Source organism: Polaribacter sp. HL-MS24, from assembly GCF_032758595.1.
GTDB lineage: Bacteria > Bacteroidota > Bacteroidia > Flavobacteriales > Flavobacteriaceae > Polaribacter.
Genome location: NZ_CP136415.1, coordinates 488,510 through 513,354 on the forward strand (window position 1 = coordinate 488,510; position 24,845 = coordinate 513,354).

General features: G+C 35.8%; 23 protein-coding genes and 2 pseudogenes. 10 read left to right on the plus strand and 15 right to left on the minus strand.

Annotated features, from left to right (window positions below):
* Positions 1 to 20: 20 nt before the first annotated feature.
* Together RRF69_RS02340 and RRF69_RS02345 are read right to left on the minus strand one after the other, a co-directional pair.
* The gene (locus RRF69_RS02340; protein WP_316940386.1) at positions 21 to 524 is read right to left on the minus strand and encodes a TlpA disulfide reductase family protein; all 504 of its coding nucleotides are present in this window, start codon (positions 522 to 524) and stop codon (positions 21 to 23) included.
* Complete coding sequence (locus tag RRF69_RS02345) at positions 524 to 1,597, minus strand: ABC transporter permease (RefSeq protein WP_316940387.1); 1,074 nt, start codon at positions 1,595 to 1,597, stop codon at positions 524 to 526. Before RRF69_RS02345 ends, RRF69_RS02340 begins: the two co-directional genes overlap by 1 nt.
* Before the next feature lie 62 nt (positions 1,598 to 1,659).
* Between RRF69_RS02345 and pyrF the strand changes: the two genes are divergently transcribed.
* A complete protein-coding gene (gene pyrF / locus RRF69_RS02350; protein ID WP_316940388.1) occupies positions 1,660 to 2,481 on the plus strand; it encodes an orotidine-5'-phosphate decarboxylase in 822 nt (273 codons plus the stop codon).
* Positions 2,482 to 2,516: 35 nt separating this feature from the next.
* On the opposite strand, the gene RRF69_RS02355 is transcribed toward pyrF, so the two are convergent.
* The 5 genes from RRF69_RS02355 to RRF69_RS02375 form a co-directional block, all read right to left on the minus strand.
* Positions 2,517 to 2,702 carry a hypothetical protein gene (locus tag RRF69_RS02355; protein WP_316940389.1) on the minus strand — a complete coding sequence of 62 codons (186 nt, stop codon included), beginning with the start codon at positions 2,700 to 2,702 and terminating at the stop codon, positions 2,517 to 2,519.
* 67 nt (positions 2,703 to 2,769) lie between these two features.
* Positions 2,770 to 3,876, minus strand: a complete 1,107-nt coding sequence (locus tag RRF69_RS02360) for a family 16 glycosylhydrolase (protein WP_316940390.1) — start codon at positions 3,874 to 3,876, stop codon at positions 2,770 to 2,772.
* 108 nt (positions 3,877 to 3,984) lie between these two features.
* Positions 3,985 to 4,155 (minus strand): DUF5522 domain-containing protein, encoded by a 171-nt coding sequence (locus RRF69_RS02365; protein ID WP_316940391.1) that lies wholly within the window; start codon positions 4,153 to 4,155, stop codon positions 3,985 to 3,987.
* Positions 4,156 to 4,229: 74 nt separating this feature from the next.
* Positions 4,230 to 4,784, minus strand: coding sequence for a DUF4136 domain-containing protein (locus tag RRF69_RS02370; protein WP_316940392.1), 555 nt, complete (start codon positions 4,782 to 4,784; stop codon positions 4,230 to 4,232).
* A gap of 11 nt (positions 4,785 to 4,795) precedes the next feature.
* Entirely contained in the window at positions 4,796 to 6,784 is a 1,989-nt protein-coding gene (locus tag RRF69_RS02375) for a urocanate hydratase (protein ID WP_316941096.1), read from the minus strand.
* 131 nt (positions 6,785 to 6,915) lie between these two features.
* Here RRF69_RS02375 and RRF69_RS02380 point away from each other — a divergent pair.
* Positions 6,916 to 10,424: pseudogene (locus RRF69_RS02380) on the plus strand (methylmalonyl-CoA mutase family protein).
* Positions 10,425 to 10,502: 78 nt separating this feature from the next.
* On the opposite strand, the gene RRF69_RS02385 reads toward RRF69_RS02380, so the two are convergent.
* Positions 10,503 to 12,467 carry a YgiQ family radical SAM protein gene (locus tag RRF69_RS02385; protein ID WP_316940393.1) on the minus strand — a complete coding sequence of 655 codons (1,965 nt, stop codon included), beginning with the start codon at positions 12,465 to 12,467 and terminating at the stop codon, positions 10,503 to 10,505.
* A gap of 269 nt (positions 12,468 to 12,736) precedes the next feature.
* Here RRF69_RS02385 and RRF69_RS02390 point away from each other — a divergent pair.
* Together RRF69_RS02390 and RRF69_RS02395 are read left to right on the plus strand one after the other, a co-directional pair.
* Positions 12,737 to 14,645, plus strand: a pseudogene (locus RRF69_RS02390) (CocE/NonD family hydrolase).
* Between the two features lies 1 nt (position 14,646).
* On the plus strand, positions 14,647 to 15,102 hold the full coding sequence (locus tag RRF69_RS02395; protein ID WP_316940394.1) for a DUF4375 domain-containing protein: 456 nt from the start codon (positions 14,647 to 14,649) through the stop codon (positions 15,100 to 15,102).
* On the opposite strand, the gene RRF69_RS02400 is transcribed toward RRF69_RS02395, so the two are convergent.
* Positions 15,090 to 16,301 carry an MFS transporter gene (locus RRF69_RS02400; protein WP_316940395.1) on the minus strand — a complete coding sequence of 404 codons (1,212 nt, stop codon included), beginning with the start codon at positions 16,299 to 16,301 and terminating at the stop codon, positions 15,090 to 15,092. The genes RRF69_RS02395 and RRF69_RS02400 overlap by 13 nt on opposite strands.
* A 251-nt stretch (positions 16,302 to 16,552) precedes the next feature.
* Here RRF69_RS02400 and RRF69_RS02405 point away from each other — a divergent pair, with 251 nt between their 5' ends.
* Both RRF69_RS02405 and RRF69_RS02410 read left to right on the plus strand, forming a co-directional pair.
* On the plus strand, positions 16,553 to 17,602 hold the full coding sequence (locus tag RRF69_RS02405; protein WP_316940396.1) for a hypothetical protein: 1,050 nt from the start codon (positions 16,553 to 16,555) through the stop codon (positions 17,600 to 17,602).
* Position 17,603: 1 nt separating this feature from the next.
* Positions 17,604 to 18,254 (plus strand): DUF1684 domain-containing protein, encoded by a 651-nt coding sequence (locus RRF69_RS02410; RefSeq protein ID WP_410479463.1) that lies wholly within the window; start codon positions 17,604 to 17,606, stop codon positions 18,252 to 18,254.
* A gap of 18 nt (positions 18,255 to 18,272) precedes the next feature.
* Here RRF69_RS02410 and RRF69_RS02415 read toward each other — a convergent pair whose 3' ends face one another.
* The 5 genes from RRF69_RS02415 to RRF69_RS02435 form a co-directional block, all read right to left on the minus strand.
* A complete protein-coding gene (locus RRF69_RS02415) occupies positions 18,273 to 18,986 on the minus strand; it encodes a crotonase/enoyl-CoA hydratase family protein (protein WP_316940397.1) in 714 nt (237 codons plus the stop codon).
* 16 nt (positions 18,987 to 19,002) lie between these two features.
* On the minus strand, positions 19,003 to 19,374 hold the full coding sequence (gene crcB / locus RRF69_RS02420) for a fluoride efflux transporter CrcB (protein ID WP_316940398.1): 372 nt from the start codon (positions 19,372 to 19,374) through the stop codon (positions 19,003 to 19,005).
* Positions 19,374 to 19,916, minus strand: a complete 543-nt coding sequence (locus tag RRF69_RS02425) for a hypothetical protein (RefSeq protein ID WP_316940399.1) — start codon at positions 19,914 to 19,916, stop codon at positions 19,374 to 19,376. Before RRF69_RS02425 ends, crcB begins: the two co-directional genes overlap by 1 nt.
* A 135-nt stretch (positions 19,917 to 20,051) precedes the next feature.
* Entirely contained in the window at positions 20,052 to 20,336 is a 285-nt protein-coding gene (locus RRF69_RS02430) for a MauE/DoxX family redox-associated membrane protein (RefSeq protein ID WP_316940400.1), read from the minus strand.
* A 76-nt stretch (positions 20,337 to 20,412) separates the two neighbouring features.
* Positions 20,413 to 20,961 (minus strand): DUF1599 domain-containing protein, encoded by a 549-nt coding sequence (locus RRF69_RS02435; protein ID WP_316940401.1) that lies wholly within the window; start codon positions 20,959 to 20,961, stop codon positions 20,413 to 20,415.
* 163 nt (positions 20,962 to 21,124) lie between these two features.
* On the opposite strand from RRF69_RS02435, the gene RRF69_RS02440 reads away from it, so the two are divergent.
* Together RRF69_RS02440 and folP are read left to right on the plus strand one after the other, a co-directional pair.
* Entirely contained in the window at positions 21,125 to 21,706 is a 582-nt protein-coding gene (locus RRF69_RS02440; protein ID WP_316940402.1) for a TIGR00730 family Rossman fold protein, read from the plus strand.
* Position 21,707: 1 nt separating this feature from the next.
* Positions 21,708 to 22,538: a dihydropteroate synthase gene (folP, locus tag RRF69_RS02445; protein ID WP_316940403.1), complete on the plus strand. Its 831-nt coding sequence runs from the start codon at positions 21,708 to 21,710 to the stop codon at positions 22,536 to 22,538.
* Between the two features lie 40 nt (positions 22,539 to 22,578).
* Here the strand turns inward: folP and RRF69_RS02450 are convergent, their stop codons facing one another.
* Positions 22,579 to 23,163, minus strand: coding sequence for a hypothetical protein (locus RRF69_RS02450; protein WP_316940404.1), 585 nt, complete (start codon positions 23,161 to 23,163; stop codon positions 22,579 to 22,581).
* 243 nt (positions 23,164 to 23,406) lie between these two features.
* On the opposite strand from RRF69_RS02450, the gene RRF69_RS02455 reads away from it, so the two are divergent.
* Together RRF69_RS02455 and cdaA are read left to right on the plus strand one after the other, a co-directional pair.
* Positions 23,407 to 24,012: a biopolymer transporter ExbD gene (locus tag RRF69_RS02455; RefSeq protein WP_316940405.1), complete on the plus strand. Its 606-nt coding sequence runs from the start codon at positions 23,407 to 23,409 to the stop codon at positions 24,010 to 24,012.
* 51 nt (positions 24,013 to 24,063) lie between these two features.
* Complete coding sequence (cdaA, locus tag RRF69_RS02460) at positions 24,064 to 24,840, plus strand: diadenylate cyclase CdaA (protein ID WP_316940406.1); 777 nt, start codon at positions 24,064 to 24,066, stop codon at positions 24,838 to 24,840.
* Positions 24,841 to 24,845: the final 5 nt, after the last annotated feature.

Below are 24,845 nucleotides of genomic sequence, written 5' to 3' on the forward strand. Positions count from 1 at the left end.
GAAATAGTTACGATAACGATTTATTGATTTTTTTTCAAGGCTTGTAGGAGCTGTTTATCGGATGCCGAAGTTGCCTTAAAAAGTGCGATGGCACCTTGCTCATCGATGACTAAATAGCGAGGAATCCAGCTTAAACCGACGAAATCTACAAAAGCACCACTACGCATCCCTTTAGGTAAATTGTAGTGTAGGCCTTTTATTTGAAAACGTTGAATTCCTTTTTTCCAAGATTCCCGATTGGTATCTACTGAAAGAAATAAAAATACAACTTCAGGAAATTCGCGCTGAAGTTTCTCAACGGCAGGCAACCCTCGGATACAATCTGCACACCAAGATGCCCACACATCAATCAATACTTTTTTTCCTTTATACGGGTCTAACACTTCTTTAAGTGTTGACTCTTGGTTAGTCAATGAAAAAACTTGCTCTTGAGAGGCTGGCTCCGAAAACTGTGTTGGAGTTTCAAAATTACATCTCGAAAAAACAAGGCTTATCAATACGAAACAAAATACTTTTTTCATCATTAATCCATTCTAATTCTGGGGTCTAGCCAGCTATAAATTACATCTACCAAAATATTAATCAAGATAAACAAAGTTGCAATGACCAATACGCTTCCCATGATGATTGGTAAATCGAGGGTATTTAAAGCATTGACAATTTCTTTTCCAAGTCCGTTCCAATTAAAAATATATTCAATAAATACCGCACCTGCCAACATGGAAGCAAACCAACCAGAGATAGCAGTAACTACTGGATTTAAAGCGTTTTTAATTGCATGTTTACGAATTACCATATAAGAACTCAGTCCTTTCGCTTTTGCCGTTCGAACATAATCTTCGTTTAAAATTTCTAAAAGTGAATTCCGCATCAATTGAATTATGACTGCCAGTGGGCGAATTCCTAAAACAATCGCAGGTAAAATCAGATTTTTCAATTGCAAGGTACTTCCTTCTCCAAAATCGTCCACTTCATACAAGCTCCCTGTCATTTCCAGTCCTGTGTAAGAATGTAGTACAAATCCAAACAACCAAGCAAACAAAATGGCCGAGAAAAAAGAGGGAACACTCATTCCTAAGGTACTAATAATCGCCGTAATTCTATCAAAATAAGAATCCTTATAAACTGCAGAAAGCACCCCTAAAATAATTCCAACAACTATCGCAATCATAATTGCAGACAAAGCCAAAATAACTGTGTTGGGAAGTGTTTCAGAAATTACTTTAGATACTTTTTTTCCGCTTTTTTGAAACGAATCTCTCAAATAGGGAAATTTTAAAACGACCGTTTGATTGCCGATTACAAAGAGTTCCTGATATGTAAACTTGCCTGTAGATAAATAGGTGTAATTTGTAATGGAATTGCTATGGATTGAAATGGGAGAAACATCATTTAGGTAGTATAAATACTGGGTAAACAAGGGTTTGTCGAAGCCGTATTTTTGCTGAATCGATAGTAATTGCGCTTTGTCCTGACGTTGATCTAACATCATTCTAGAAGGATCACCAAGCAGATTGAAAAGAAAAAAAATGACTGTCACCACTCCAAACAAGGTAAGAAATCCGTAGAAAATTTTGTTTAAAATAGAACCAATCATTATTACAAAGATAGTAGAAAGTCACAAAAAAATGTACCTTTACAAAACTTTTATTCGCAAAGATGACGACACAAAAATTGGTTGCTGAAATCCACAAAAAAAAATCATTTTTATGTATTGGTTTGGATGTTGATCTAACAAAAATTCCAGCACATTTACTACATGAAGAAGATCCTATCTTCGAGTTCAATAAGGCAATTATTGATGCAACTCATCACTTATGTGTAGCCTACAAACCCAATACAGCTTTTTATGAGGCCTATGGAATAAAAGGATGGATTTCTCTGCAAAAAACCATTGAATACCTCAACCAAAACTATCCTGAAATTTTCACCATTGCTGATGCAAAACGTGGCGATATCGGCAATACTTCTTCCATGTATGCCAATGCTTTTTTTAAAGACCTCGCTTTTGATTCGGTAACAGTTGCTCCCTACATGGGAAAGGATTCGGTTGAACCATTCTTAGCCTTTAAAGAAAAACACACCATTTTATTAGCGTTGACCTCTAACGAAGGGGCTTTTGATTTTCAAACGCAAAAAATCGACGGTAAAGAAGTGTACAAACAAGTGCTGGAAACCTCTAAATCTTGGGAAAATTCAGAAAATTTAATGTATGTAGTCGGGGCTACAAAAGCGGAGTATTTTAAAGAAATTAGAACCATTGTACCCGATTCTTTCTTATTGGTTCCAGGTGTAGGTGCACAAGGAGGGAATCTTCAAGACGTTTGCAAATATGGTTTGTCTAAAAATATTGGCTTGTTAATCAATTCTTCAAGAGGAATTATCTATGCTTCTAACGATCAACATTTTGCAGCAAATGCGGCAATAAAAGCGACTGAATTACAGCAACAAATGGCTGATATTTTAGAGAAGACTCTCTAGATCATAAATTTACCTGAATAAAATTTCCTTTTAAATCAAGAAAATTCTTTATTCAAGTATCCTAATTGGTTCAGTTTTCTTAAGATTTTCATGGCTTTAAAAGCTGCACTATCACTCTTGTTTTCATCGGTATACCGATAGCTATCAGAAAGTTCTATCAATCTTAGGTAACGCTCTTCAAGATGTTTTTTAAAGCTCAGGAGTTGTTGTATTTGGGACATTGTATTCATTTGTAATACTTAAAAATACACAAATAATGTATACAAAACAAAAAACACAATTTAATTCTTACTTTTTCAGCACTTTATAGGAAGAAGTGTTCATTTTTGAATTAAACTTCAAGATGTATATCCCTTTTGTAAGTCCTGAAAAATCATATTCCTTTTTTAAAGAGTCTTGCACAAACGAAAACATTTTTTGTCCTAATACTGAATATATGGTTCCTTTCACACCAATAAGTTCGGGTTGGATCTCAATGAGAACTCTATCATCTATAGGATTTGGAAATATTTGTATTGTATTCATTGCTTGTATCTCCCCTACCGATGCAGTTGCTTGCTGATAAACTTTTATATAATCTATCGTCATTTCACTCTCTTCAAAAGAAGGGCTAATACTCGGTTCAATTGCGATATTTAATAAGATGTATTGATCTTTGTCAAACGGCCAAGTACTTGCATCTAATGAATTGGGAGCATAGGTATAGTGCTCAACTCCATCGACTTTAAAGACCATTTTATCTTCGTACCACTCTAGCGTATAGATGTGAAATTCAGTGGTAGCAGTTGAGATGGACTGACCTCCATGATTTATCGTTCCCCCAAAACTAGAAGGGGTATGCATGGCACTTTGAACATAATTTGGGTCCCTTCCCCAATGTTCCATAATATCAATTTCGCCACAAGCAGGCCATGGTGTAGTACCGTAGCTAGAAGTCCAATACCCTCCGGGTTCTGTAATGTTTTTTCCCAACATCCAGATTGCAGGCCAGGTACCAACGCCAGTTGGCAAAATAGCCCTCACCTCTACTTTTCCGTAGGTAAAGGCAAACTTAGAATTCAATCTCGCAGATGTATACTGTTTTGTTCTCCCTTGGTCTGTAAACGTTTCTTTTTTAGCAACAAGATGTAATGATCCATTAGAAACAGATGTGTTTACTGTTCTATTGGTATAATGTTGGATTTCATTATTGTACCAACTATCTCCATTGGGCAACTGTGTTTGATGAAACCATTTTTCAGAGTCAATTGCACCCGAACCGTTAAAATCATCAGACCAGACCAATCGATTGTACACAGGGTCTGTATTTGAAGTTTGTGTTGAAACTACTTGAGTTTGTTGTGCCGTTAAAAAAAGGCTATAAAGTGTACATACTATCAGAAAATGAAATCTCATTTAAAAGGGAATTTTAATTTTTTCAAATTAAGACCCTTCTTTGATACCTCACAATAAAAGCACCAATACATAAGCACTACATGAAGAATAATTCCTCAAAAAAATAGCCTATTTTTCTTTAAAAGAATCCGTTTTTTTATCATACCCATAGGGGCAATGTTTACATCCGCTTTTACAACAAGAACCTCTTTTTAAATGAAACTGTTCTGTAAATACTCGATACCCTTCTTCATTTTCGTAATAATCCCCTTCTTCCAAAGGTATTCGCTTGTTGTACATGTATGTAGTTCTATATGGAAGTACTGAAAAAAAATATTCAAAATATCGAATAGATTCCAATTTTCAGACTGTCTTTACCTATTTTTAATTCGCTGTCCCGGAGGAAATCTAGCAATAATTTCTTTTACAAACTCCTTAATTCTCGCTTCTTTTTTTTCACGGTTTTGAATACGTAAAGCACCCGTCCCGACTCCTTGCCAAATTAATTCTTTTTTAGCTTTATCAATAAAATCCACAAATAAGGTACCTTCTGAATATTGTGAAACGTTTACATTGGATTGTAATCCATTCATCATCCAAGGATTCCATCCCCAGCCAAAACCATATCCATATCCAAAATTGTTTTGACTCACTTGTACTCGTTCTCTGGATTTTGTAAAAATACTGACCAACATATCTGGATTTTCCGATTTAAGCATTCCTTTAGCTTCTAATTCAAATTCAATTGCTCGTAAAATGCGTTTTTTATCTAAATCTGAAATTTCTGCTTTGTCGATTCCTGGCTTAAAAAAAGCAAAAGTTTTGTACTTTTTAAAATCAATAGCTGCATCGAAATCAGTACTCACTTTGATAGCACTACAAGCAGATAAAAGCAGAATACTACACACTAAAAGAAACCCTTTTTTCATAGTTGTTGATTTTAAGTTATTGAATTGATAAGTACATCATCTACCAAATTAGGGATGGTAACTTTTAAGTTTTTTTCCGATTTCATTGCTCGCTTTATTGCGAAAATTGCTTCCTCATTTCTTGCCCAACTTCTTCTAGAAACTCCATTATTTACATCCCAAAAAAGCATTTGTTTTAAACGCTTTGATGCCTCTTTAGTCCCATCAAGAAGCATGCCAAATCCACCATTCATGACTTCTCCCCAACCAACTCCGCCTCCGTTGTGAATAGAAACCCAGGTAGCTCCTCTAAAACTATCCCCTATCACATTTTGGATGGCCATGTCTGCCGTAAATTTAGATCCGTCATAAATATTTGAAGTTTCCCGGTAGGGAGAATCGGTTCCCGAAACGTCATGGTGATCTCTCCCTAAAATTACGGGACCAATCTCCCCTTTTTGAATGGCTTCATTAAAGGCTTTTGCAATTTCAATACGTCCTTCGGCATCGGCATACAAAATTCTTGCCTGAGAACCCACTACCAAATTATTTTCTTTCGCTCCTCGGATCCACTGAATATTATCGGCCATTTGCTGCTGAATTTCTTTTGGAGAATGCCTTTGTATTTTCTCTAATACTGCACAAGCTATCACATCTGTTTTTGCTAGATCTTCAGGATCTTGAGAAGCACAGACCCATCGAAAAGGACCGAATCCATAATCGAAACACATAGGCCCCATAATATCTTGCACATAACTAGGATATCTAAAATCAATTTGATTCCCTGCCATTACATCGGCACCCGCTCTACTAGCTTCTAATAGGAACGCATTTCCATAATCAAAAAAATAGGTTCCTTTTGCCGTATGTTTGTTAATAGCCATAGCATGTCTTCGCAAGGTTTCTTGTACTTTTTCTCTAAACAGTGTGGGATTTTCTGCCATCATCGTATTGGCATCTTCAAAAGAAAGTCCTACAGGATAGTAACCTCCTGCCCAAGGATTGTGCAAAGAAGTTTGATCGGATCCAATATCGATATGAATATTTTCTATATCAAATAGTTCCCAGACATCCACAATATTTCCTAAATAGGCTATCGAGATCACTTCTTGCTGCTCCTTCGCTAGTCGAACTCTGCTTACCAACTCCTGTTGGTCCGTAATTTTTTCATCAATCCAACCTTGATCCAGTCGAATTTGAGTAATCTTAGGGTTCACCTCAGCACAAACCGTTATACATCCCGCAATATTTCCTGCTTTGGGTTGTGCCCCAGACATTCCACCCAAACCAGAAGTTACAAACAAATTTCCTTTGGGAGCTTTTTGTATTTTTCGAAAGGCATTTAAAACAGTAATTGTGGTTCCATGCACAATTCCCTGAGGACCAATATACATATAACTTCCAGCTGTCATTTGTCCATATTGAGAAACTCCCAGAGCATTCATTTTCTCCCAATCGTCTGGTTTTGAATAATTCGGTATCACCATCCCATTGGTAACCACCACTCTGGGTGCATTTTTATGAGAAGGAAAGAGCCCCATAGGATGTCCCGAATACATCGTTAGGGTTTGCTTGTTTGTCATTTCTGACAAGTATTTCATTGTCAATAAATATTGAGCCCAATTCTGAAAAACAGCCCCATTTCCTCCATAGGTAATCAATTCGTGAGGATGCTGCGCAACGGCAATATCCAAATTATTTTGAATCATCAACATGATGGCTTTTGCCTGCGTTGATTTTCCTGGATACGCTTCAATAGGTCTGGATTTCATTTCGTAATCTGGACGAAAACGATACATATAAATACGCCCATATGTTTCTAATTCTTCCAAAAATTCAACGAGTAATTCTGCGTGATGCTTTGAATCAAAATAGCGAAGTGCATTTTTGAGTGCTAATTTTTTTTCTTCAGGTGAAAGAATGTCTTTCCGCTTTGGAGCATGATTGATTTCTAAATCATATCTTTTTTTAGGAGGCAATACATCAGGAATTCCTTGCTGAATTTGAGCGGCAAATGTCATATCCATTTCTATTTTCATTATCTAGAACAAATATATTTCTTTTTTATATAATTCAATTAACTATTCAAAAAAATAGAAATTATTTTAAGAAATTCGTAAATTGCATTCAAATTATTCAATATAAATTACGAATGAAGCAAATAACACCTTACACACCTACACATAAAATCCGAATCGTGACCGCTGCTTCACTTTTTGATGGACATGATGCTGCAATTAATATTATGCGGAGAATCCTTCAATCCACAGGAGCCGAAGTAATTCATTTGGGTCATGACAGAAGTGTAGAAGAGGTGGTCAATTGTGCCATTCAAGAAGATGCAAATGCCATTGCTATTACCTCTTATCAGGGTGGGCATTTAGAATATTTTAAATACATGTTCGATTTATTGGGTCAGAAAGGGGCGCAACATATCAAAATTTTTGGTGGGGGTGGCGGTGTCATTCATCCACTAGAAATAAAAGAATTGATGGAGTATGGAATTACACGAATCTACACTCCAGATGATGGTCGTCGATTGGGTTTGCAAGGAATGATCAATGATTTAGTACAACAAGCAGATGCGATACCTCCAACTGAGTATTCTAAAAGCAAACAAAAAATTTGTAATGAAGATGCTTCTGACTTGCTTAAACTCGGAAAAGAAAGAGTCTTAGAAAATTTAAAAAATAAAAACACCAATACCATTGCCCGATTAATTTCTTTAGCCGAAAATAACCACACAGATTTTGAACGTGTTTTTTCTCATCTAGAAAACTACTCAAGAGGGAATTTAGCAGCCACACCTGTTTTAGGAATTACAGGAACTGGCGGTGCAGGAAAATCTTCTCTGGTTGACGAGTTGGTTCGTCGATTTTTATTGGATTTTCCAGAAAAAACAATTGGAATTATTTCTGTAGATCCTTCCAAAAGAAAAACTGGAGGAGCACTTCTAGGCGATAGAATTCGAATGAATGCAATTCATAACCCGAGAGTGTATATGCGCTCTTTGGCAACTCGCCAATCAAATCTCGCTTTGTCAAAATACATTAACGAAGCCTTGGAGGTTTTGAAAGCGGCAGAATTTGATCTAATTATTTTAGAAACCTCAGGTATTGGGCAATCGGATACGGAAATTGTTGAGCATTCAGCAATTTCATTATATGTAATGACTCCCGAGTTTGGAGCAGCCACTCAACTGGAAAAGATTGACATGTTAGATTTTGCAGATTTGGTAGCCATCAATAAATTTGACAAACGAGGTGCTTTGGATGCGCTAAGAGATGTCAAAAAACAATACATGCGCAATCACAATTTATGGGATGTACACGAAGATGCACTCCCTGTTTTTGGCACTATTGCATCACAATTTAATGATCCCGGAATGAACACCTTATACTTCCGGATAATACACACTTTGGTTGAAAAAACCGGGGCTGATTTAAAATCTTCTTTACAAATAAGTTCAGAGATGTCTGAAAAAATATTTGTAATTCCTCCTGCAAGAATTCGCTATTTATCTGAGATTGCTGAGCGCAATAGGGCTTATGACAAAAAGGTCAATAGACAAGTATTGATTGCTCAGAAACTGTATGGAATTTATCAAACCATTTTATCGATAAGCAACAGTGACGAACAACAGTCGCACCTTATAAAGTCTGGATTGGATACAGATACGATTCTCACTCTCAAATACGATGAAGGTGACATCGAATTTTTAAAACTCCTTATCGCTCAATTCCAAAAAATAATGCTAAATTTAAATCCACATTATTGGGAACTCATTTTAAACTGGCAAAAGAAAATTAAGAGGTATGAAGACCCAATTTACCGTTTTAAAGTTCGCGAAAAAGAACTAACTATAGAGACTCATACAGCGTCTCTTTCTCACTCACAGATTCCGAAAATTGCCTTACCAAAATACAAGGCTTGGGGAGATATACTCCAATGGAATTTACAAGAAAATGTACCAGGAGAATTTCCTTTTACAGCAGGTCTATATCCTTTCAAAAGGGTCGGTGAAGACCCTACACGTATGTTCGCAGGTGAAGGTGGCCCAGAAAGAACCAATCATCGCTTTCATTATGTGAGCCAAGGAATGGATGCAAAAAGACTTTCTACTGCCTTTGATTCCGTAACCTTGTATGGTAATGATCCTGATCTGAGACCCGATATTTACGGAAAAATTGGAAATGCAGGGGTCTCTATTTGCTGTTTAGATGATGCAAAAAAACTCTATTCTGGATTCGATTTAAGTCATTCAAAGACTTCAGTATCGATGACAATCAATGGTCCTGCTCCAATATTGTTGGGTTTTTTTATGAATGCGGCCATTGACCAAAATTGCGAAAAATACATTCTTGAACACAAGCTAGAACAAAAGGTTGAAGCAACTTTTAAAGAAATTTATGACAACCAACAATTAGAAAGACCAAAATATCAAGGAAAATTACCTCCTGAAACAATGGTCTAGGGTTGCTTCTTTTGGGGCTGACTGGAGATTTGATTTTACCTCAAGAGGTGTATCAGCAAATCAAAAAAGACACTCTAGCAAAAGTTCGAGGGACGGTCCAGGCAGATATTTTAAAAGAAGATCAAGCACAAAATACCTGTATTTTTTCTACAGAATTTGCACTTCGTTTGATGGGAGATGTACAAGAATACTTTATTGAAAAACAGGTACGAAATTTCTATTCGGTTTCTATTTCTGGATACCATATCGCAGAAGCGGGTGCAAATCCAATTACCCAACTGGCATTCACCTTGGCCAACGGATTCACCTATGTAGAATATTATTTGAGTCGTGGAATGGATATCAACGAATTTGGTCCTAATTTATCGTTTTTCTTTTCAAACGGAATTGACCCAGAATATGCCGTTATAGGGAGAGTTGCTCGAAAAATTTGGGCAAAAGCGATGAAAAATAAATACGGTGCAAATACGAGAGCTCAGATGCTAAAGTATCACATTCAGACTTCAGGGCGTTCGTTACATGCACAAGAAATCGACTTTAACGATATTAGAACCACACTTCAAGCTTTGTACGCCATCAATGACAATTGCAATTCATTACATACAAATGCCTATGATGAAGCCATCACAACTCCTACAGAAGAATCTGTACGGAGAGCCATGGCGATTCAATTGATCATCAATAAAGAATTGGGCTTAGCCAAAAATGAAAACCCGATTCAGGGTGCTTTTATTATTGAAGAATTGACCGATTTAGTGGAAGAAGCAGTCTTGCTAGAATTTGACAGAATTACAGAACGTGGAGGGGTTTTAGGCGCCATGGAAACCATGTACCAACGTTCTAAAATTCAGGAAGAAAGTTTGTATTATGAAACCTTAAAACACAATGGAGAATTCCCAATTATAGGCGTAAACACCTTTTTAAGCGCTAAAGGCTCACCTACCATCCAACCTACAGAAGTAATAAGAGCCACAGAAATAGAAAAACAATTTCAGATCACTACCAAAAAACAACTCCATATAGCGAATAAGCAAAAAGCAGCGGAACAATTGAGCCTTCTTCAAAAAGGAGCCATTCAAAACACCAATTTGTTTGCTATTTTAATGGAGGCAACAAAAGTGTGTTCTTTAGGACAGATCACCGAAGCATTGTTTAAAGTAGGTGGTCAATACAGAAGAAATATGTAAGTAAACTATTCGTACAATTATTAAAAAATCGAGCCCTGATTGAAAGCATTTATCGATACCCTAAAGTCAAAAAAATCCTTATCTCCTCCTTTTGGGTGCTCTGCTTACCTTCTTTTTACGTTTGTTAAACGGGACATGAACTGCATCATCAAAAGTGTTTTTTGCTTCTTTAGCCAGTTTGTTCTTTTTCCAAGAATTGTTTTCAGGTATTAAAACTTTCAATAAATCTGTACGTCCAACTTTTTTTAAGGTCTTTTGAATCCAGTCTCTATTTTCTTTTTTGTACCAAAAGAAAAATTTATGTTGATCCTCTTTTTCCTGTTTGGTTTTTGGAGTTTTTGTTGGCTTTAGTGTATAGGGATGATATCCAGAATAATAAATCACTGTTGCCACCGTCATTGGTGTGGGTGTAAAGCCTTGCACTTGCTCTAGCTGGAAGCCCATGTCTTTGGTTTCTGCAGCCAAATTCGCCATATCTTCTACTTCACTAGCAGGATGACTCGAAATAAAATAAGGAATCAACTGTAAGTTTAATTTCTTTTTTATATTGATCCTATCGAAACGTTCTTTAAACTTGTGAAAATACGTAAACGAAGGTTTTCGCATCAATTTCAAAACTGGGTCAGAAGTGTGTTCTGGAGCAACTTTTAAGCGTCCAGAAACATGATGGGTCATCACCTCTTCTGTATAGGCATCTAACTCTTTCGGGTCTGCATTTTTATTAAATTCGGGCACCAACATATCATGTCGAATTCCACTTCCAATAAATGATTTTTTTATTTTTGGATGCTTATCTACCGCCTGATACAATTCGGTTAAAGGTTTGTGCGAAGTGTCCAAATTAGAACAAATCACTGGAGAAATACAACTAGGAGCAACACATTTGTCGCATATTGACTGCACCTTTCCTTTCATCTTATACATATTGGCAGATGGCCCTCCGATATCTGACAAGTACCCTTTAAAATCCGGCATGTTTGCAACTTTGTCTACTTCTTTTAAAATAGACTCCTGACTTCTACTCGCAATAAACTTTCCTTGGTGTGCAGAAATTGTACAAAAACTACAGCCTCCAAAACACCCTCTGTGGATATTGATTGAAAACTTAATCATTTCAAATGCAGGAATCGGACCACGCTTGTTGTATTTTGGGTGTGGTAAACGCGTAAATGGCAAATCAAAAGAACCATCAATTTCCTTTTCAGTCATTGTTGGAAAAGGCGGGTTGATTACCAAAGTTTTCCCTTCCACCTCTTGTAAAATTCTTCGTGCTTTTAATTTGTTTGACTCTTGCTCAATCACTTTAAAATTAGACGCAAATGTTTTTTTATCTCCCAAACAAGCTTTGTGCGAATGGATGGTAACGTCTTCCCAATCATTGATTACAGGTAATTTTTCTTCCTTTTGATTGATTAAAACTGCGGTTTGTTTGATGTTTTTTAAACTCGAAAATGGAACTCCTTTTTGTAATAAACTTACGATTTCTCGCAAAGGCTGCTCTCCCATTCCATAAACCAGCATGTCTGCTTTAGAGGTTTCGAGTATGGTTGGCATTAATTTATCCGACCAATAATCATAGTGTGTCACCCGTCGCAATGAAGCTTCGATCCCACCAATAAGAATTGGAACATCTGGAAACTTTTCTTTTAATATTTTTGAATATACAGAAGTGGCATAATCCGGTCGGAAACCTTTGTCCCCATTGGGCGTATATGCATCTTTATCTCTTCTTTTTTTGCTTGCAGTGTAATTACTCACCATGGGGTCCATACAACCACCAGTCGCTCCAAAGAACAATCGAGGCTTTCCTAGCTTTTCAAAATCCTGTAAATCGTCGGTTACACAGGGCTGGGGCACAATCGCAACACGCAATCCGTAACTCTCTAAAATTCGACCAATTACTGCAGGTCCAAAAGAAGGATGATCTACATAAGCATCTCCACTAAAAAGAATCACATCCAATTCTGTCCAACCTCGTAGTTTGACTTCTTTGTTTGTCGTTGGCAACCAATCTGTTAGTTGTAGTTTTTTAGTGTTCTCCATAAGTTGCAAAAATAGGGAGAAAAAGATCAAGTCCTATCAGTTCCTGGAATTTTTATACACAATAAAAAAAATGCCGCAACCTGTCAAATAAAAATCAATACCCACCTTCAAAATTACCATCAAAAACAGTCTAAATAGGCTATCTGAGAGAGTTCTTCTTTTGAATTCATCTCATAAGGACTTCTATCAAAAAGACGACACTTCATTTTAACCCTTAAAATTTTTTATTGTTCTTTATTCTTTTGTAATTTTAACAAAAACTATCTGTCATGATTAAAAATTTGCTGCTCACCTTTTTTAGTTTGTTCCTTATCTCTTCCTGTAGCAATCCTTCAGAAGAAAAAGACACTTTTGTAATCGATCATTATACCAAAAAAGAAGTGACAATTAGTATGAGAGATGGCGTGAAATTGCACACGACGATTTATTCTCCAAAAGACACTTCAAAAGAATATCCTATTTTAATGCAGCGAACACCTTATAGTTCGGCTCCATATGGTGAAGGGAAAATAAAAACCACTATTGGTCCCAATGTGCATTTGATGAAAGAAGGAAACATTATAGTCTATCAAGATGTTCGTGGACGATGGATGAGTGAAGGGGTCTATGACAATATGCGTGCCTATCTTCCGAATAAGAAAAACTCTCAAGCAGATGAAGTATCGGACACTTACGATACCATCGATTGGCTGATTAAAAACGTAGCAAATAACAATGGGAAAGTGGGAACTTGGGGAATTTCATATCCTGGGCATTATGCAACCGTATCTACCATTGACGCTCACCCTGCATTAAAAGCCGCTTCACCACAAGCCTGCATTGGTGATTTTTTCTTTGATGACTTCCATCATAATGGTGCCTTTTTGTTGAGTTATTTTAGAGCCATTTCTCTATTTGGCACCTACAAAGATACTCCCACCGATTCTGCCTTAGTATTCGTTTCCAAAAATGAATTCTCAAGATCAATACCAGTTTTTTTTAGACAAAGGCCCTTTAAAAAATTTAAACGAATATTTTCAGTACGATAAATTGGATGTTAACAATACTTCTACAAAAAAAACCATCGATGATTTTTTCTGGAAAGAAATTACAGAACACCCAAACTATGATTCTGTATGGAAAAGTAAAGGAATTATTCAGCATTTAAACAAAGTCCCAGCTACTGTTGCCACTATGATTGTGGGAGGTTGGTTTGATGCGGAGGACTTATACGGTCCCCTAGAAACCTATAAAGCAATTGAAAAAAACAGTCCTAAAAATTACAATACACTCGTTTTTGGTCCTTGGGATCACGGAAAATGGGCACGGAATACAGTAGAAAACTCAGTTGGAAATTATTATTTTGGGGACTCAATTTCTTTAAAGTTTCAAAAAGAAATTGAAACCAATTTCTTTAATCATTTCCTCAAAGGAAAGGGAGATAAAAACTCTGGACTTCCGGAAGCCTATGTCTATGATTCTGGAAGAAAGACATGGAAATCGTATGATTCGTGGCCACCAAAAAACATCGTCAAAGAGCAGTGGTTTTTATCTGAAAATCAAAAATTAACAACAGATAAAAAATTATCCAAAGAAATCAAATTTATCAGCGACATAAAAAATCCTGTTCCCTATTCTGAAGATATCAAAACGGTTTTTACTCCACGAAAATACATGACCGATGACCAACGCTTTGCAGCCAGAAGACCCGATGTATTGGTTTTTGAAACAGAGGTATTGACTGAAGACCTTACCTTGGCGGGATCAATTTTAGCCAAACTAAACGTTGCAACCACCGGAACTGCTGCAGATTGGATTGTAAAGGTTATTGATGTACATCCTTCAGATACTGAAGAAAATAACGACAAATTGCAAGACCATTTAAAAATGAGCAACTACCATTTAATGGTCAGAAGTGAAGTATTGCGTGGACGTTTTAGAAATAGTTTTTCTACACCAGAACCCTTTACTCCTAACAAAAAAACCCCTGTACACATTCCATTGCAAGATGTGTTCCACACCTTTAAAAAAGGGCACAAATTACAGGTTCAGGTGCAAAGCACTTGGTTTCCCTTAATTGATTTGAATCCACAAACCTATGTAGACAATATTTTCAAAGCAGAGGCAACCGATTTTAAAACTCAAACCCATACCGTTTTTAGCGATTCAAGTATTGAGTTTTCAGTCTTAAAAAACTAAGATGACCTCAACCGAAATTGCTTTATTATTGAACAACGATGCAGACAAAATTGCACGCATAGGTGAGATCATCGGCAGAAAAATCCCTAGTAGAGATTCCTTTCAAAATCTAAACGACTTCGAAAGAACCTTCGTGTATGTAGATGTTTTTGAAAAACATACCAGCAATGGAGGTTTTGAAGAATTCTTTTGGAATTCCTCAGGGCAGTTTTCCCACGAAATTTTAGAAGCTTACGAAAAAATTGGTGCCATACACACTGCATCCCTTATCTATGATGCTTTTCGTTTATTTGGAGAAATCCCCATCCCCAAAAGCATTGAACACAGAAGAGCTATCATCAACGGTATAGATCCAAAAACATGGGAAGTTCTAGACCGTGAATTCTACAAAAGTAAAGACCCTATTATTTCGTTGATTTTAGAATTTGTCGCTATAAATCGGACTTATTTCGATTGACCTTCTCTTTTCAAACGGATATATAAGAACACTAAAATAAAAACACCTCCCATCGCGAAAAGAGCTGTAAAATTCCATGTAAATTCATATCCGTATTTGTCGATAAGCTGCATCCCCAAATTGTGACTAAAAATATGTGCCAATGAAAAAGCAATGCTATACAAGGCCATGTACTCTCCTTGATTTCCTTTTTTTGCTCTTTCAACAGCAAATGCATTCGAAAACGGAAAGGCAATCATTTCACCAATTGTCATCAACAACATACCAATAACAAGAACGCCTATCCAAGCACTCAGATTCAAAATCACAAAACTAAGTGCGGTTAGGAAAAGACCTATCGCTACTAATTTGATTTTTGAATTCTTAGGATGCTCTAACCATTTGATCAGAGGCATTTCAAAAACTACTATAAAAAAACCATTAAACCCCATCAACAAACCAATTTCAAATTCTGAAAGCAAACGCACCTCTTTGTAATACAAAGGAATGGTAGAAAAATATTGTAAAAAGACAAACCCAAAAATAAACATGCCAATAAAAAAAATCCAAAAAGAAGAATCTTTGTATGCTGAAATTGGGTTTTCGGCGATAACCGAATCGGTAATTTGTGCTTTTTTGGGGTGTAATACTTTTAATAATAAAACGGCAGCTAAGACACAGGTAATCCCGTCAATCCAAAACAAGCCAAGATATCCAACACTTACAATAATGAGCCCTCCGATAGCAGGACCGGCAGAAAAACCAAGATTGATAGCCAAACGGATGAGTGTTACAGAACGGGTTTTATTTTCAGGTTTACTATATGCACTTAGAGCTACAAACATAGCGGGTCTAAAAGCATCAGCAACCAACATGACGGAGAAAATCCCAAAACAAAACTGATGAAAACTAGTTGCAAATTGCAGACTTACGAAAAGAATTCCAGTCCCTATCAAACTTACCAACATTACCTTATAATAGCCAATAAGATCGGTCAGCTTACCTCCCAACCAAGTTCCCACAACAGATCCAAAGCCAAAAAAAGACATGATCCACCCCACATCAGAGAGTGTAAAATGAAGACTATTTGTTAAATATAGGGACAAAAAAGGGATCACCATTGTTCCAGATCTATTGATCAAGGTTATTAAGGCGAGCCACCAAACTTCTTTGGAAAGTCCTTTAAACGTTTGAATATAATTTGAAAACAGGGTCTTCATAAGTTGATTATTCACTGAAAATAAAAAGTCCGACGGTGAAGTCGGACTCATATATTTGTAGTTGATTTTATATTGTATTGATCAAAACATATATACATAACGACTGGCGCAAAAACTTCGCGACTGCTGGGTACGATCTAATCTGAATTGTGTCATTTGTGCATCTAAATAATTATCAAATTTAATAAATTTATGACTGCAAAAAAGAAAAATAAATTTCTTTCTTGTATTTTAGAGTCAAATTTGAAAAGATGGAAAAAAAATTCCAAAAAAGGTTCTTCTCTGCAATCCTCATTTTATTGTTATTATTTATTGCAAATATTTTTATTAGCACAGGTTTTTTTAGAAATATTGAGAGTCAATTTGGGGGAACACTTCTCAAAGAAATAGCACTCGCTGGAGCAGAAGATATCACTGTAAGCCAAACAGATCATTTTGCCATCATCTCTGCCACCACAAGACGCAAAGTTCCTGATACTCGACAAGAAATTGGCGGACTGTACTTTTTGGATCTCACCGACAAAAACTACCAACCCATTCATCTTAGTAAAAACTTTACAAAACCTTTTGCACCTCACGGAATCTCGATGTTTCAAAGAGATAGTGTGTATACAATTGCTGCAATCAATCATACAGAAGAAGGAGAATATATCGAAATTTTTGAGCTGATTGGGCAAGAATTGACACATCAAAAAACATTGAAAGACGCACTTATTTATAGTCCTAATGACATCGTTCTCCAAAATGAACAACAATTTTACTTCACCAACGACCACAAATACAAAAAGGGAATTCTTCGTTTTGCAGAAGACTATCTAGGAGTTTCTATGTCAAATGTGGTTTATTTTGATGGAAAAAAATACACCGAAGTTGCTCATGATATCGCTTATGCAAATGGAATCAATATGGACCGCAAACGAAATTTAGTTTTTGTAGCCTCGCCAAGAGATTTCCTAGTAAAAGTGTATCAGAAAAACGAAGATTCTTCTTTGACTTTTATCGAAAATATCAACTGCAAAACCGGAGTAGATAATATTGAATTTGATACCGAGGGTAATCTTTGGATTGGAGCCCATCCAAACTTAATTAGCTTTGCTAGCTATGCAAAAGGAAACAAAAAAATAGCTCCTTCAGAAATCATAAAAATCACCTACACTCATAAAGGTAAATATGAAATTTCAACAGTATATTTAGACGATGGATCAAAAATGTCTGGTTCTACTGTTGCTGCAATCCATGAAAATCTTATTTTAGCAGGAAATGTGATGGATGATCATTTTTTAATTCTAGAAAAAAAATAAGATGCTTGACAACAGGAAAACCCTTCATCTATTAGGAAAAACAATGACATTCTGTACTCTCCTTTTTGTATTTTCTTGTACTTCTCAAGGAAAAAGAGCGCTTGTTGGAGAAACAGCTTATCAACAAAAACTGAATGCAAGCTTCAAAGACGCGTCAAAATCTCCTTTAAAAAAGAAGGATTTAAAAGACTTTAAAGGCTTAGCTTTTTTTCCAGTAGACAGCTCATTTATTGTTCGTGCAAAGCTCGTTCGAACCCCTAATGCCTCTACTTTTGAAATGGCAACTACCACGGATCGAAAACCCAATTATAAACAATATGGTGTTTTAACATTTCGTTTACAAGGAAAGGATTGTAAACTGCCAATTTATCAGAGTCAGGATGATGCGAAAGACGAAAAATACAAAGACTATCTTTTTTTACCTTTCACTGACTATACCTCTGGCAATGATTCTTATGGAGGGGGACGCTATATGGACGTAATGCTCACAGACATTGAGGCCGATGAGACTATTGTATTGAACTTCAATAATACCTACAATCCTTATTGTGCTTATAATGATAAGTATTCTTGCCCATTGACTCCTAGAGAAAATCATATTGATTTGGAAATCAAAGCAGGGATTAAGGTGTTTGAAAAGCATTCAGAATAAAAACCAGTAGAGGGTTGTTTAAAAAAACGATCCTTTTATGGAAATCTCATTATTGACATCCAATGCAATGGCTTTTTCCAAAGCATCCAAATGAGGTTTTCGCACTTTTAACTTAGTTTCTGCGTGTGCTTTTGAATTCAGCTTAGCAAACCTCTCTACTACTTTGATCGCAGTTGAAAGCAATTGATCCTCGGGAACAATGCTATCTAAAAAACCTGCAACCATTGCCTGATTTGGGTTGAAAATTTCTGCATTGTTGACGCTTCTGTTGAGATATACTTCGGACAATCGAGCGTTTGCTATCGCAATTCCCGCGTGGTGCATACTCATCCCAATTTGCACTTCATTCAACCCAATTTTATAATCGCCTTCTACACCAATTCTATAGTCCGCTGACAACAATAAAAAGGCACCTTTCGCAATGGCATGCCCAGAACAAGCAACAATAATTGGCTGAGAAAAAGACAACATTCTGAGTGATAGCTGAGATCCTTTGCGAACCAATTCCTTAGCTGAGGCTGTTGATTGAGTCATGATTTTCAAATCAAACCCCGCAGAAAAGATTCCTTTTTGCCCTGTAAGAATGACTATTTTTTTTTCACTTTCAGCACGATCTAAACCGCTATGAATTCCAGCGATCACTTCGTGGTTTATGGCATTGGCTTTTCCGTTTGCAATGGTAATGATTGCATACTCTTCATTCGTTTGATAGCTGACTGTAGTGTTCATCATGATTTTAAAAAAATATTTAGATCATCTTCGCCAAGTACAATCCAGTAAAAACAGCTAAGAATCCGAGGCCAAAACTAGCAATTGTATAAAAAGCAAAGCTGGTAAAATCACCCATCTTTAACAAGTTGTGATTTTCATAGGCAAAGGTAGAAAAAGTAGTAAATCCACCACAAAAACCAGTAGCTAGCAGCAGGGTTGAATTCTGACTCAAGGTCTCATTTTTGGCAGCAAAGCCTAAAATAATTCCAATGAGCAAGCTTCCCAAAATATTGACCACAAAGGTACCGTAAGGAAACCCATTTTCAGATATGTTCAAGCCTTTACTCACCAGATAGCGTAAAACACTCCCAAATCCCCCTCCAATAAAAACGAATACCAATTGCTTCATTATAATTTGATTTGATCAACATCGATAAAATTCTTCTTATCTACAACGGTACCTTTGTTTAAAATGATGACTCCTGGATTTGCTCGAATCATGGTTTTCAATGTAGTTTCATCACAAAAAAGAAACTCAAAAGGCAATTCATATTTTTCTTGAAGGGCTGACAAATCGTTTGAAAAAGAGGCTGAAACTCCGTAAACTGAATACCCCTTGTGAATTGCTTTTTTTGAAATTTCACGAATAGCAGCAAAGCCTGTATTGTCTGATTTGTCTGCATTGTATACAATAACAAGCATTACCTTTTCTTTGGCTAAAATTTCAGGGGCTAAATCGTTTTGAGAGTCTTCCAACATAAAATCATGAACAGGCGGAATTTCTCCATCACCCTGATACTGCATTCCTTCCGTAATATTTTTTCCAATAGCATAGGCTCTAAAATCGATAATTGGCAAATGTACAAGTACATGCTGAACAATGAATAAGAAGGCTCCTAAAGACAGCATCGTAATTATTTTTGGTGCTTTTCCTTTAAAAATAGGTTGCACCCATTTTATTTTTAAGAGTAAGAAAAGAATCAACCCGATAAGAAATACGTTTTTATAAAAGGTTTCCCACGGAGATAATTTGAGGGCATCACCAAAACAGCCACAATCGGTGACCTTATTATAATGTGCAGAATACTAGGTCAAAAACAAGAAAAACAAGGTGATTAATAGCAAACTCCAAATTGTGAATTTGGATTTGTAACCAATAAGCACCATGACTCCTAACAGAATTTCAGTAAGAATTAATAGAATTGCGAAAGGCAATGCATAGGGAATTAAAAATTCTACATTTAAAACTCCTTCCGAAAAATATTCTTGAAACTTATATTGAGAACCAATAGGATCAACCAATTTAACAAAGCCCGAAAAGATAAAGAAGGCTCCTACAATGATTCTAAAAATTTGGGTCACTGCTTTCATAAATTCATTTTAATTCTAACGATACAAATTTTTCTGATGCCTCAATTTTTTTAAAAATTTCAACTTGTTGTGCTTTCTAACTTCCAACTTGATCCACCAAATGAATCATTGCAAATACAGCATAGTTAATCATGTCCTGATAGTTCGCATCAATACCTTCGGAGACGATCGTTTTCCCTTTATTATCTTCAATTTGTTTTACACGCAATACCTTCTGTAATATTAAATCCGTTAACGAAGAAACACGCATATCACGCCAAGCCTCGCCATAATCATGATTTTTGTTGCGCATTAAATCTTTGGTAATTTTACTGTGCTTGTCATACAAAGCAGTCGCTGCATCCGTATCTAAATCAGGTGTTTCTACAATACCCATTTCTAACTGAATCAATGCCATAATTGAATAATTGATAATCCCAATGAATTCAGATTTCTCCCCTTCATCTACCTTTCGAACCTCATTTTCTTGAAGCTGACGGATTCGTTGTGCTTTGATAAAGATCTGGTCTGTAAGCGATGGTAGCCGTAAAATTCTCCATGCACTTCCATAATCACTCATTTTTTTAATAAACAAACTCCTGCATTCATTAATTACTGCGTCATATTGTTTTGAGGTGTCTTGCATGTTCCTTATTTAAAAAGTATTTCATCAAATGTAGTAAATCTTAAAAGCATTTCATTTATTTTTACCATGAATTTATCAACGAGTTTTAGGAAGCTGCTGTGATTAATTTCACAACAAAACCTTTTGTTTTAAAATTTCAACTCCCAATGAAGATATGAAAAAAATGAATAAGATTGTTGTTTTTTGCGGTTCTAGCCTAGGCTTTCATCCAAGATATAAAGAAGCAGCCATAGATCTAGGAAACTATTTTGTTGAAAACAATATTGGTCTGGTCTATGGTGGAGGGAAAATTGGAATGATGGGAGTACTATCTTCCACCATTTTAGAACGAAATGGAGAAGTTATTGGGGTCATCCCAAAACTCTTAGAAAAAGAAGAAGTCATTCATCCAGGTGTTGAAGAAATGATTGTGTGCAAAACCATGAGTGAGCGTAAAGTTTTGATGAGTAAGCTCGTTGATGGTTACATAACCCTACCTGGAGGATTTGGGACTTTAGACGAGCTCTTTGAGGCACTTACCTTAAGGCAATTACAGATTGAACAAAAACCAATTGGACTATTAAATGTAAACGGTTTTTTTGATGCAATTCTCTTACAACTCGACAAAATGGTTGCAGAAGGATATTTAAAACAATCCAATCGGAATTTGTTATTGGTGGGAGATTCTATCACTTCATTGATGGATCAAATGCACAGCTATGTCGCTCCAGAAAGAAACCCTATAATTCATAAAATAGTCTCTTAAAATGACCATCAACTGCAAAGGAACCTTAGTCGATTTATCATCCCCAAAAGTGATGGGGATATTAAACATTACACCCGATTCTTTCTTTGATGGAGGGGAGTATCAAAACGAAGTAGCCATTATAGCACAAGTTTCAAAAATGCTCTCAGAAGGTGCTACCTTTATCGATGTAGGTGCCTACTCTTCCAAACCAGGAGCAGCCTATGTCACCGAAGAAGAAGAGCGCAAAAGAATTCTTCCTGTCATCCAACTATTGGTAAGGGAATTTCCTGAAATTCTAATTTCAGTTGACACCTTTCGAAATCGCATCGCAGAAGAAACGATACGAGCAGGAGCGGCTATCATCAATGATATTTCAGGTGGAAATATGGACAAAAAAATGTTTGAAACCGTTGCCCATTTACAAGTTCCCTATATTGTGATGCACATGTTGGGAACCCCACAAAACATGCAAAAAGATCCTCAATACAAAAATGTGACACACGAACTCATTACCTTTTTTGCAGATAAAATGCATCGGTTGCACCAATTAAAAGTAAATGATGTGCTGATCGATGTTGGCTTTGGATTTGGTAAAACAAAAGACCACAATTTTGAATTACTTCAGAATTTGTCTCTTTTTCAAAATTTAGAAGCTCCTATTTTGGTAGGAATTTCAAGAAAATCAATGCTTTACAACACCTTGAATATTTCTGCACAAGAAGCACTGAACGCAACAACTTCTGCAAACACCATCGCGTTGCTCAATGGAGCAAATATCCTTCGGGTTCACGATGTAAAGGAAGCTGTAGAAGCAATCAAAATTGTTGCTCAAGTTCAGTCAAGAAAATAGTATGCGCTTTTTAATATTTACTTAAAAAATCCTTTCCCATTTAATTCAGTTTAAAAGTCAATCCAAGAGTAGGACCAATTCCAGAGTAGATGTTACTTGATGAATCAGAGGTAATGTTTTGAGTATTTATGTAAGGAAGAATCAATTCAACACCGAAAGTATCATTGAAGAAATAGTTTGCACCAACGCCGACATTAAGAATCGAAATCCCTCCACTCAAATTCCTATGTTCATCAGTTCTGAAAGCAGTGTTGTCTGAATTGTATTTGATTGAACCGAGCCCAAAGCCAAATTCTCCAAAAACCCTCAGCTGTTTGGTATTCACGAAATTATTTCTCAGTGTAGGCACAAAAGCATAGGAATTATAAAAAGAATTGATATTGGCAATTTTCAAATGATTAAAGATCGCATAAGTAAAATTCAAATCAATAGAAGTCTTCTCTGAAATAAAATAACCGACTCCTGGTTTTATAACAAATCCGTTTAAACCTGAATAAAAACCACCAGAGTTACCATACAAAGGCAGTGCAGAGACTGTAAGTTTTAGGTCATTCTTTTTGGATTGACTATGCCCAGTTAAAATACCAACTGTAAGCAAGACTGTAACAATTATAATATTCTTCATACTTTGTTTTTAATCAAATTTTGTTCAAAAATGATGCCATCATGTTCTTTTATGAACTATACACCTTTAGTCTCCATTGAGTTAAACCTTAATCGTACGAAGTTAATAAACATTTCAAAATAACTTTGGCATACTTTTTGGAAAATTATTAGTATTCACTTAAGACACAGTTTTACAATAATTTAAAACAACTTTATTTAACTTTTAGGAAACACTAGTGAAAAAATATACAAATAAAAAATCATGAAAAGACATGAAGTTCCAGAAATAAATACGGGTTCTATGGCAGATATCGCTTTTCTATTATTAATTTTCTTTTTGGTTACCACAACCCTAGAAATTGATTCAGGAATCTCCCTGAAAATTCCACCAAAAAATGACATCGTGAATAAAACAATTGTCAAAAACAAAAATATTCTAGAAATACTCATCAATAAGAAAAACGAATTATTTGTAGAAAATGAAATTATAGAAATATCGAATTTAAAACAAATTGCAATAGATTTTATAGACAATGGGGGTGGCAAAGATATCAATAATACTATCTGTGATTGGTGTAAGGGGTATCGATTACCAACATCATCTGACCATCCTAGCAAAGCGGTTATTTATCTAAAATCAGATCGAGCAACTAGCTACGAAACATATATTTCTGTATTAGATCAATTAAATTCTGCCTACATGAATCTTAGAAATAAACTGGCAATTCAAATTTACAACCAAGATTATAAAAGTATGATTGACGATTTTAAAAGTTCCAACAAGGCAGATATCGACTTGCAAAATAAAATTAATCTCATTCGTCAAAAATATCCATTGTTGATCTCGGATGCAGAAAGTATTGAATGAACTTGCAATCGCAAAATTTATTAGTATTTTAGCAGGAAATCAATCCAACCCATGTTCGATTTTATAGAGTTTTCTGTTTTAGATGTTTTAGATATTTTACTCGTAGCAACACTCTTGTACTATATCTACAAACTTTTGAAAGGTACTGTTGCCATTAATATTGTTATCGGAATTGCACTTATCTTTCTGATTTGGCAAATCACCTTGGCATTAAAAATGGAAATGCTGAGTGGAATTTTGGGCTATTTGCTCTCCGGTGGTGTGATTGCATTGATCATTGTATTTCAACAAGAAATTAGAAAATTTTTATTGATGATTGGGACTTCCAATTTTTCAACAAAAAAAAGCTTCCTCAAACAACTAAAGTTTTTACAAAGCGAAATTGCCTCCGAGATCGATACAGACATTTTAATCAATGCAAGTAGGAATCTGTCAAAAACCAAAACAGGCGCCTTGATTGTTATTGAAAGAACCAACAGTTTGGATTTTTTAATCAATACAGGAGACGCCATGAATGCCCTGATAAATGAAGCTATTTTAGAAAGTATTTTTTATAAAAATAGTCCTCTTCATGATGGTGCAACCATTATACGAGACAATTTTATTATCGCTACTAGAGTTGTTTTGCCCATTTCTAGCAGTCAGAAAATCCCTGCCCGATTTGGATTACGACATCGAGCTGCCATCGGTATTTCGGAAAAAACAGATGCGGTTTGTCTGCTGGTTTCAGAAGAAACTGGAGAGATTTCATACATCAAAGATGGGGAGTTTGAACTCTACAATGATTTGAATGACTTGAATGAAAAATTAAAAAAAGACTTAGAATAAGGTTT

Bases quoted from the DNA above. Each gene is read 5' to 3' on its own strand.
- RRF69_RS02440 (WP_316940402.1), top strand. From the start codon at position 21,125: ATGAATAAGATTGTTGTTTTTTGCGGTTCTAGCCTAGGCTTTCATCCA.
- pyrF (WP_316940388.1), top strand. From the start codon at position 1,660: ATGACGACACAAAAATTGGTTGCTGAAATCCACAAAAAAAAATCATTT.
- RRF69_RS02415 (WP_316940397.1), bottom strand. From the start codon at position 18,986: ATGATGAACACTACAGTCAGCTATCAAACGAATGAAGAGTATGCAATC.
- RRF69_RS02370 (WP_316940392.1), bottom strand. From the start codon at position 4,784: ATGAAAAAAGGGTTTCTTTTAGTGTGTAGTATTCTGCTTTTATCTGCT.
- RRF69_RS02410 (WP_410479463.1), top strand. From the start codon at position 17,604: ATGCTTGACAACAGGAAAACCCTTCATCTATTAGGAAAAACAATGACA.
- RRF69_RS02345 (WP_316940387.1), bottom strand. From the start codon at position 1,597: ATGATTGGTTCTATTTTAAACAAAATTTTCTACGGATTTCTTACCTTG.
- RRF69_RS02450 (WP_316940404.1), bottom strand. From the start codon at position 23,163: ATGAAGAATATTATAATTGTTACAGTCTTGCTTACAGTTGGTATTTTA.
- RRF69_RS02435 (WP_316940401.1), bottom strand. From the start codon at position 20,961: ATGCAAGACACCTCAAAACAATATGACGCAGTAATTAATGAATGCAGG.
- RRF69_RS02365 (WP_316940391.1), bottom strand. From the start codon at position 4,155: ATGTACAACAAGCGAATACCTTTGGAAGAAGGGGATTATTACGAAAAT.
- RRF69_RS02455 (WP_316940405.1), top strand. From the start codon at position 23,407: ATGAAAAGACATGAAGTTCCAGAAATAAATACGGGTTCTATGGCAGAT.
- RRF69_RS02355 (WP_316940389.1), bottom strand. From the start codon at position 2,702: ATGTCCCAAATACAACAACTCCTGAGCTTTAAAAAACATCTTGAAGAG.
- RRF69_RS02360 (WP_316940390.1), bottom strand. From the start codon at position 3,876: ATGAGATTTCATTTTCTGATAGTATGTACACTTTATAGCCTTTTTTTA.
- RRF69_RS02385 (WP_316940393.1), bottom strand. From the start codon at position 12,467: ATGGAGAACACTAAAAAACTACAACTAACAGATTGGTTGCCAACGACA.
- RRF69_RS02430 (WP_316940400.1), bottom strand. From the start codon at position 20,336: ATGAAAGCAGTGACCCAAATTTTTAGAATCATTGTAGGAGCCTTCTTT.
- RRF69_RS02340 (WP_316940386.1), bottom strand. From the start codon at position 524: ATGATGAAAAAAGTATTTTGTTTCGTATTGATAAGCCTTGTTTTTTCG.
- RRF69_RS02395 (WP_316940394.1), top strand. From the start codon at position 14,647: ATGACCTCAACCGAAATTGCTTTATTATTGAACAACGATGCAGACAAA.
- RRF69_RS02375 (WP_316941096.1), bottom strand. From the start codon at position 6,784: ATGACATTTGCCGCTCAAATTCAGCAAGGAATTCCTGATGTATTGCCT.
- crcB (WP_316940398.1), bottom strand. From the start codon at position 19,374: ATGAAGCAATTGGTATTCGTTTTTATTGGAGGGGGATTTGGGAGTGTT.
- folP (WP_316940403.1), top strand. From the start codon at position 21,708: ATGACCATCAACTGCAAAGGAACCTTAGTCGATTTATCATCCCCAAAA.
- cdaA (WP_316940406.1), top strand. From the start codon at position 24,064: ATGTTCGATTTTATAGAGTTTTCTGTTTTAGATGTTTTAGATATTTTA.
- RRF69_RS02400 (WP_316940395.1), bottom strand. From the start codon at position 16,301: ATGAAGACCCTGTTTTCAAATTATATTCAAACGTTTAAAGGACTTTCC.
- RRF69_RS02405 (WP_316940396.1), top strand. From the start codon at position 16,553: ATGGAAAAAAAATTCCAAAAAAGGTTCTTCTCTGCAATCCTCATTTTA.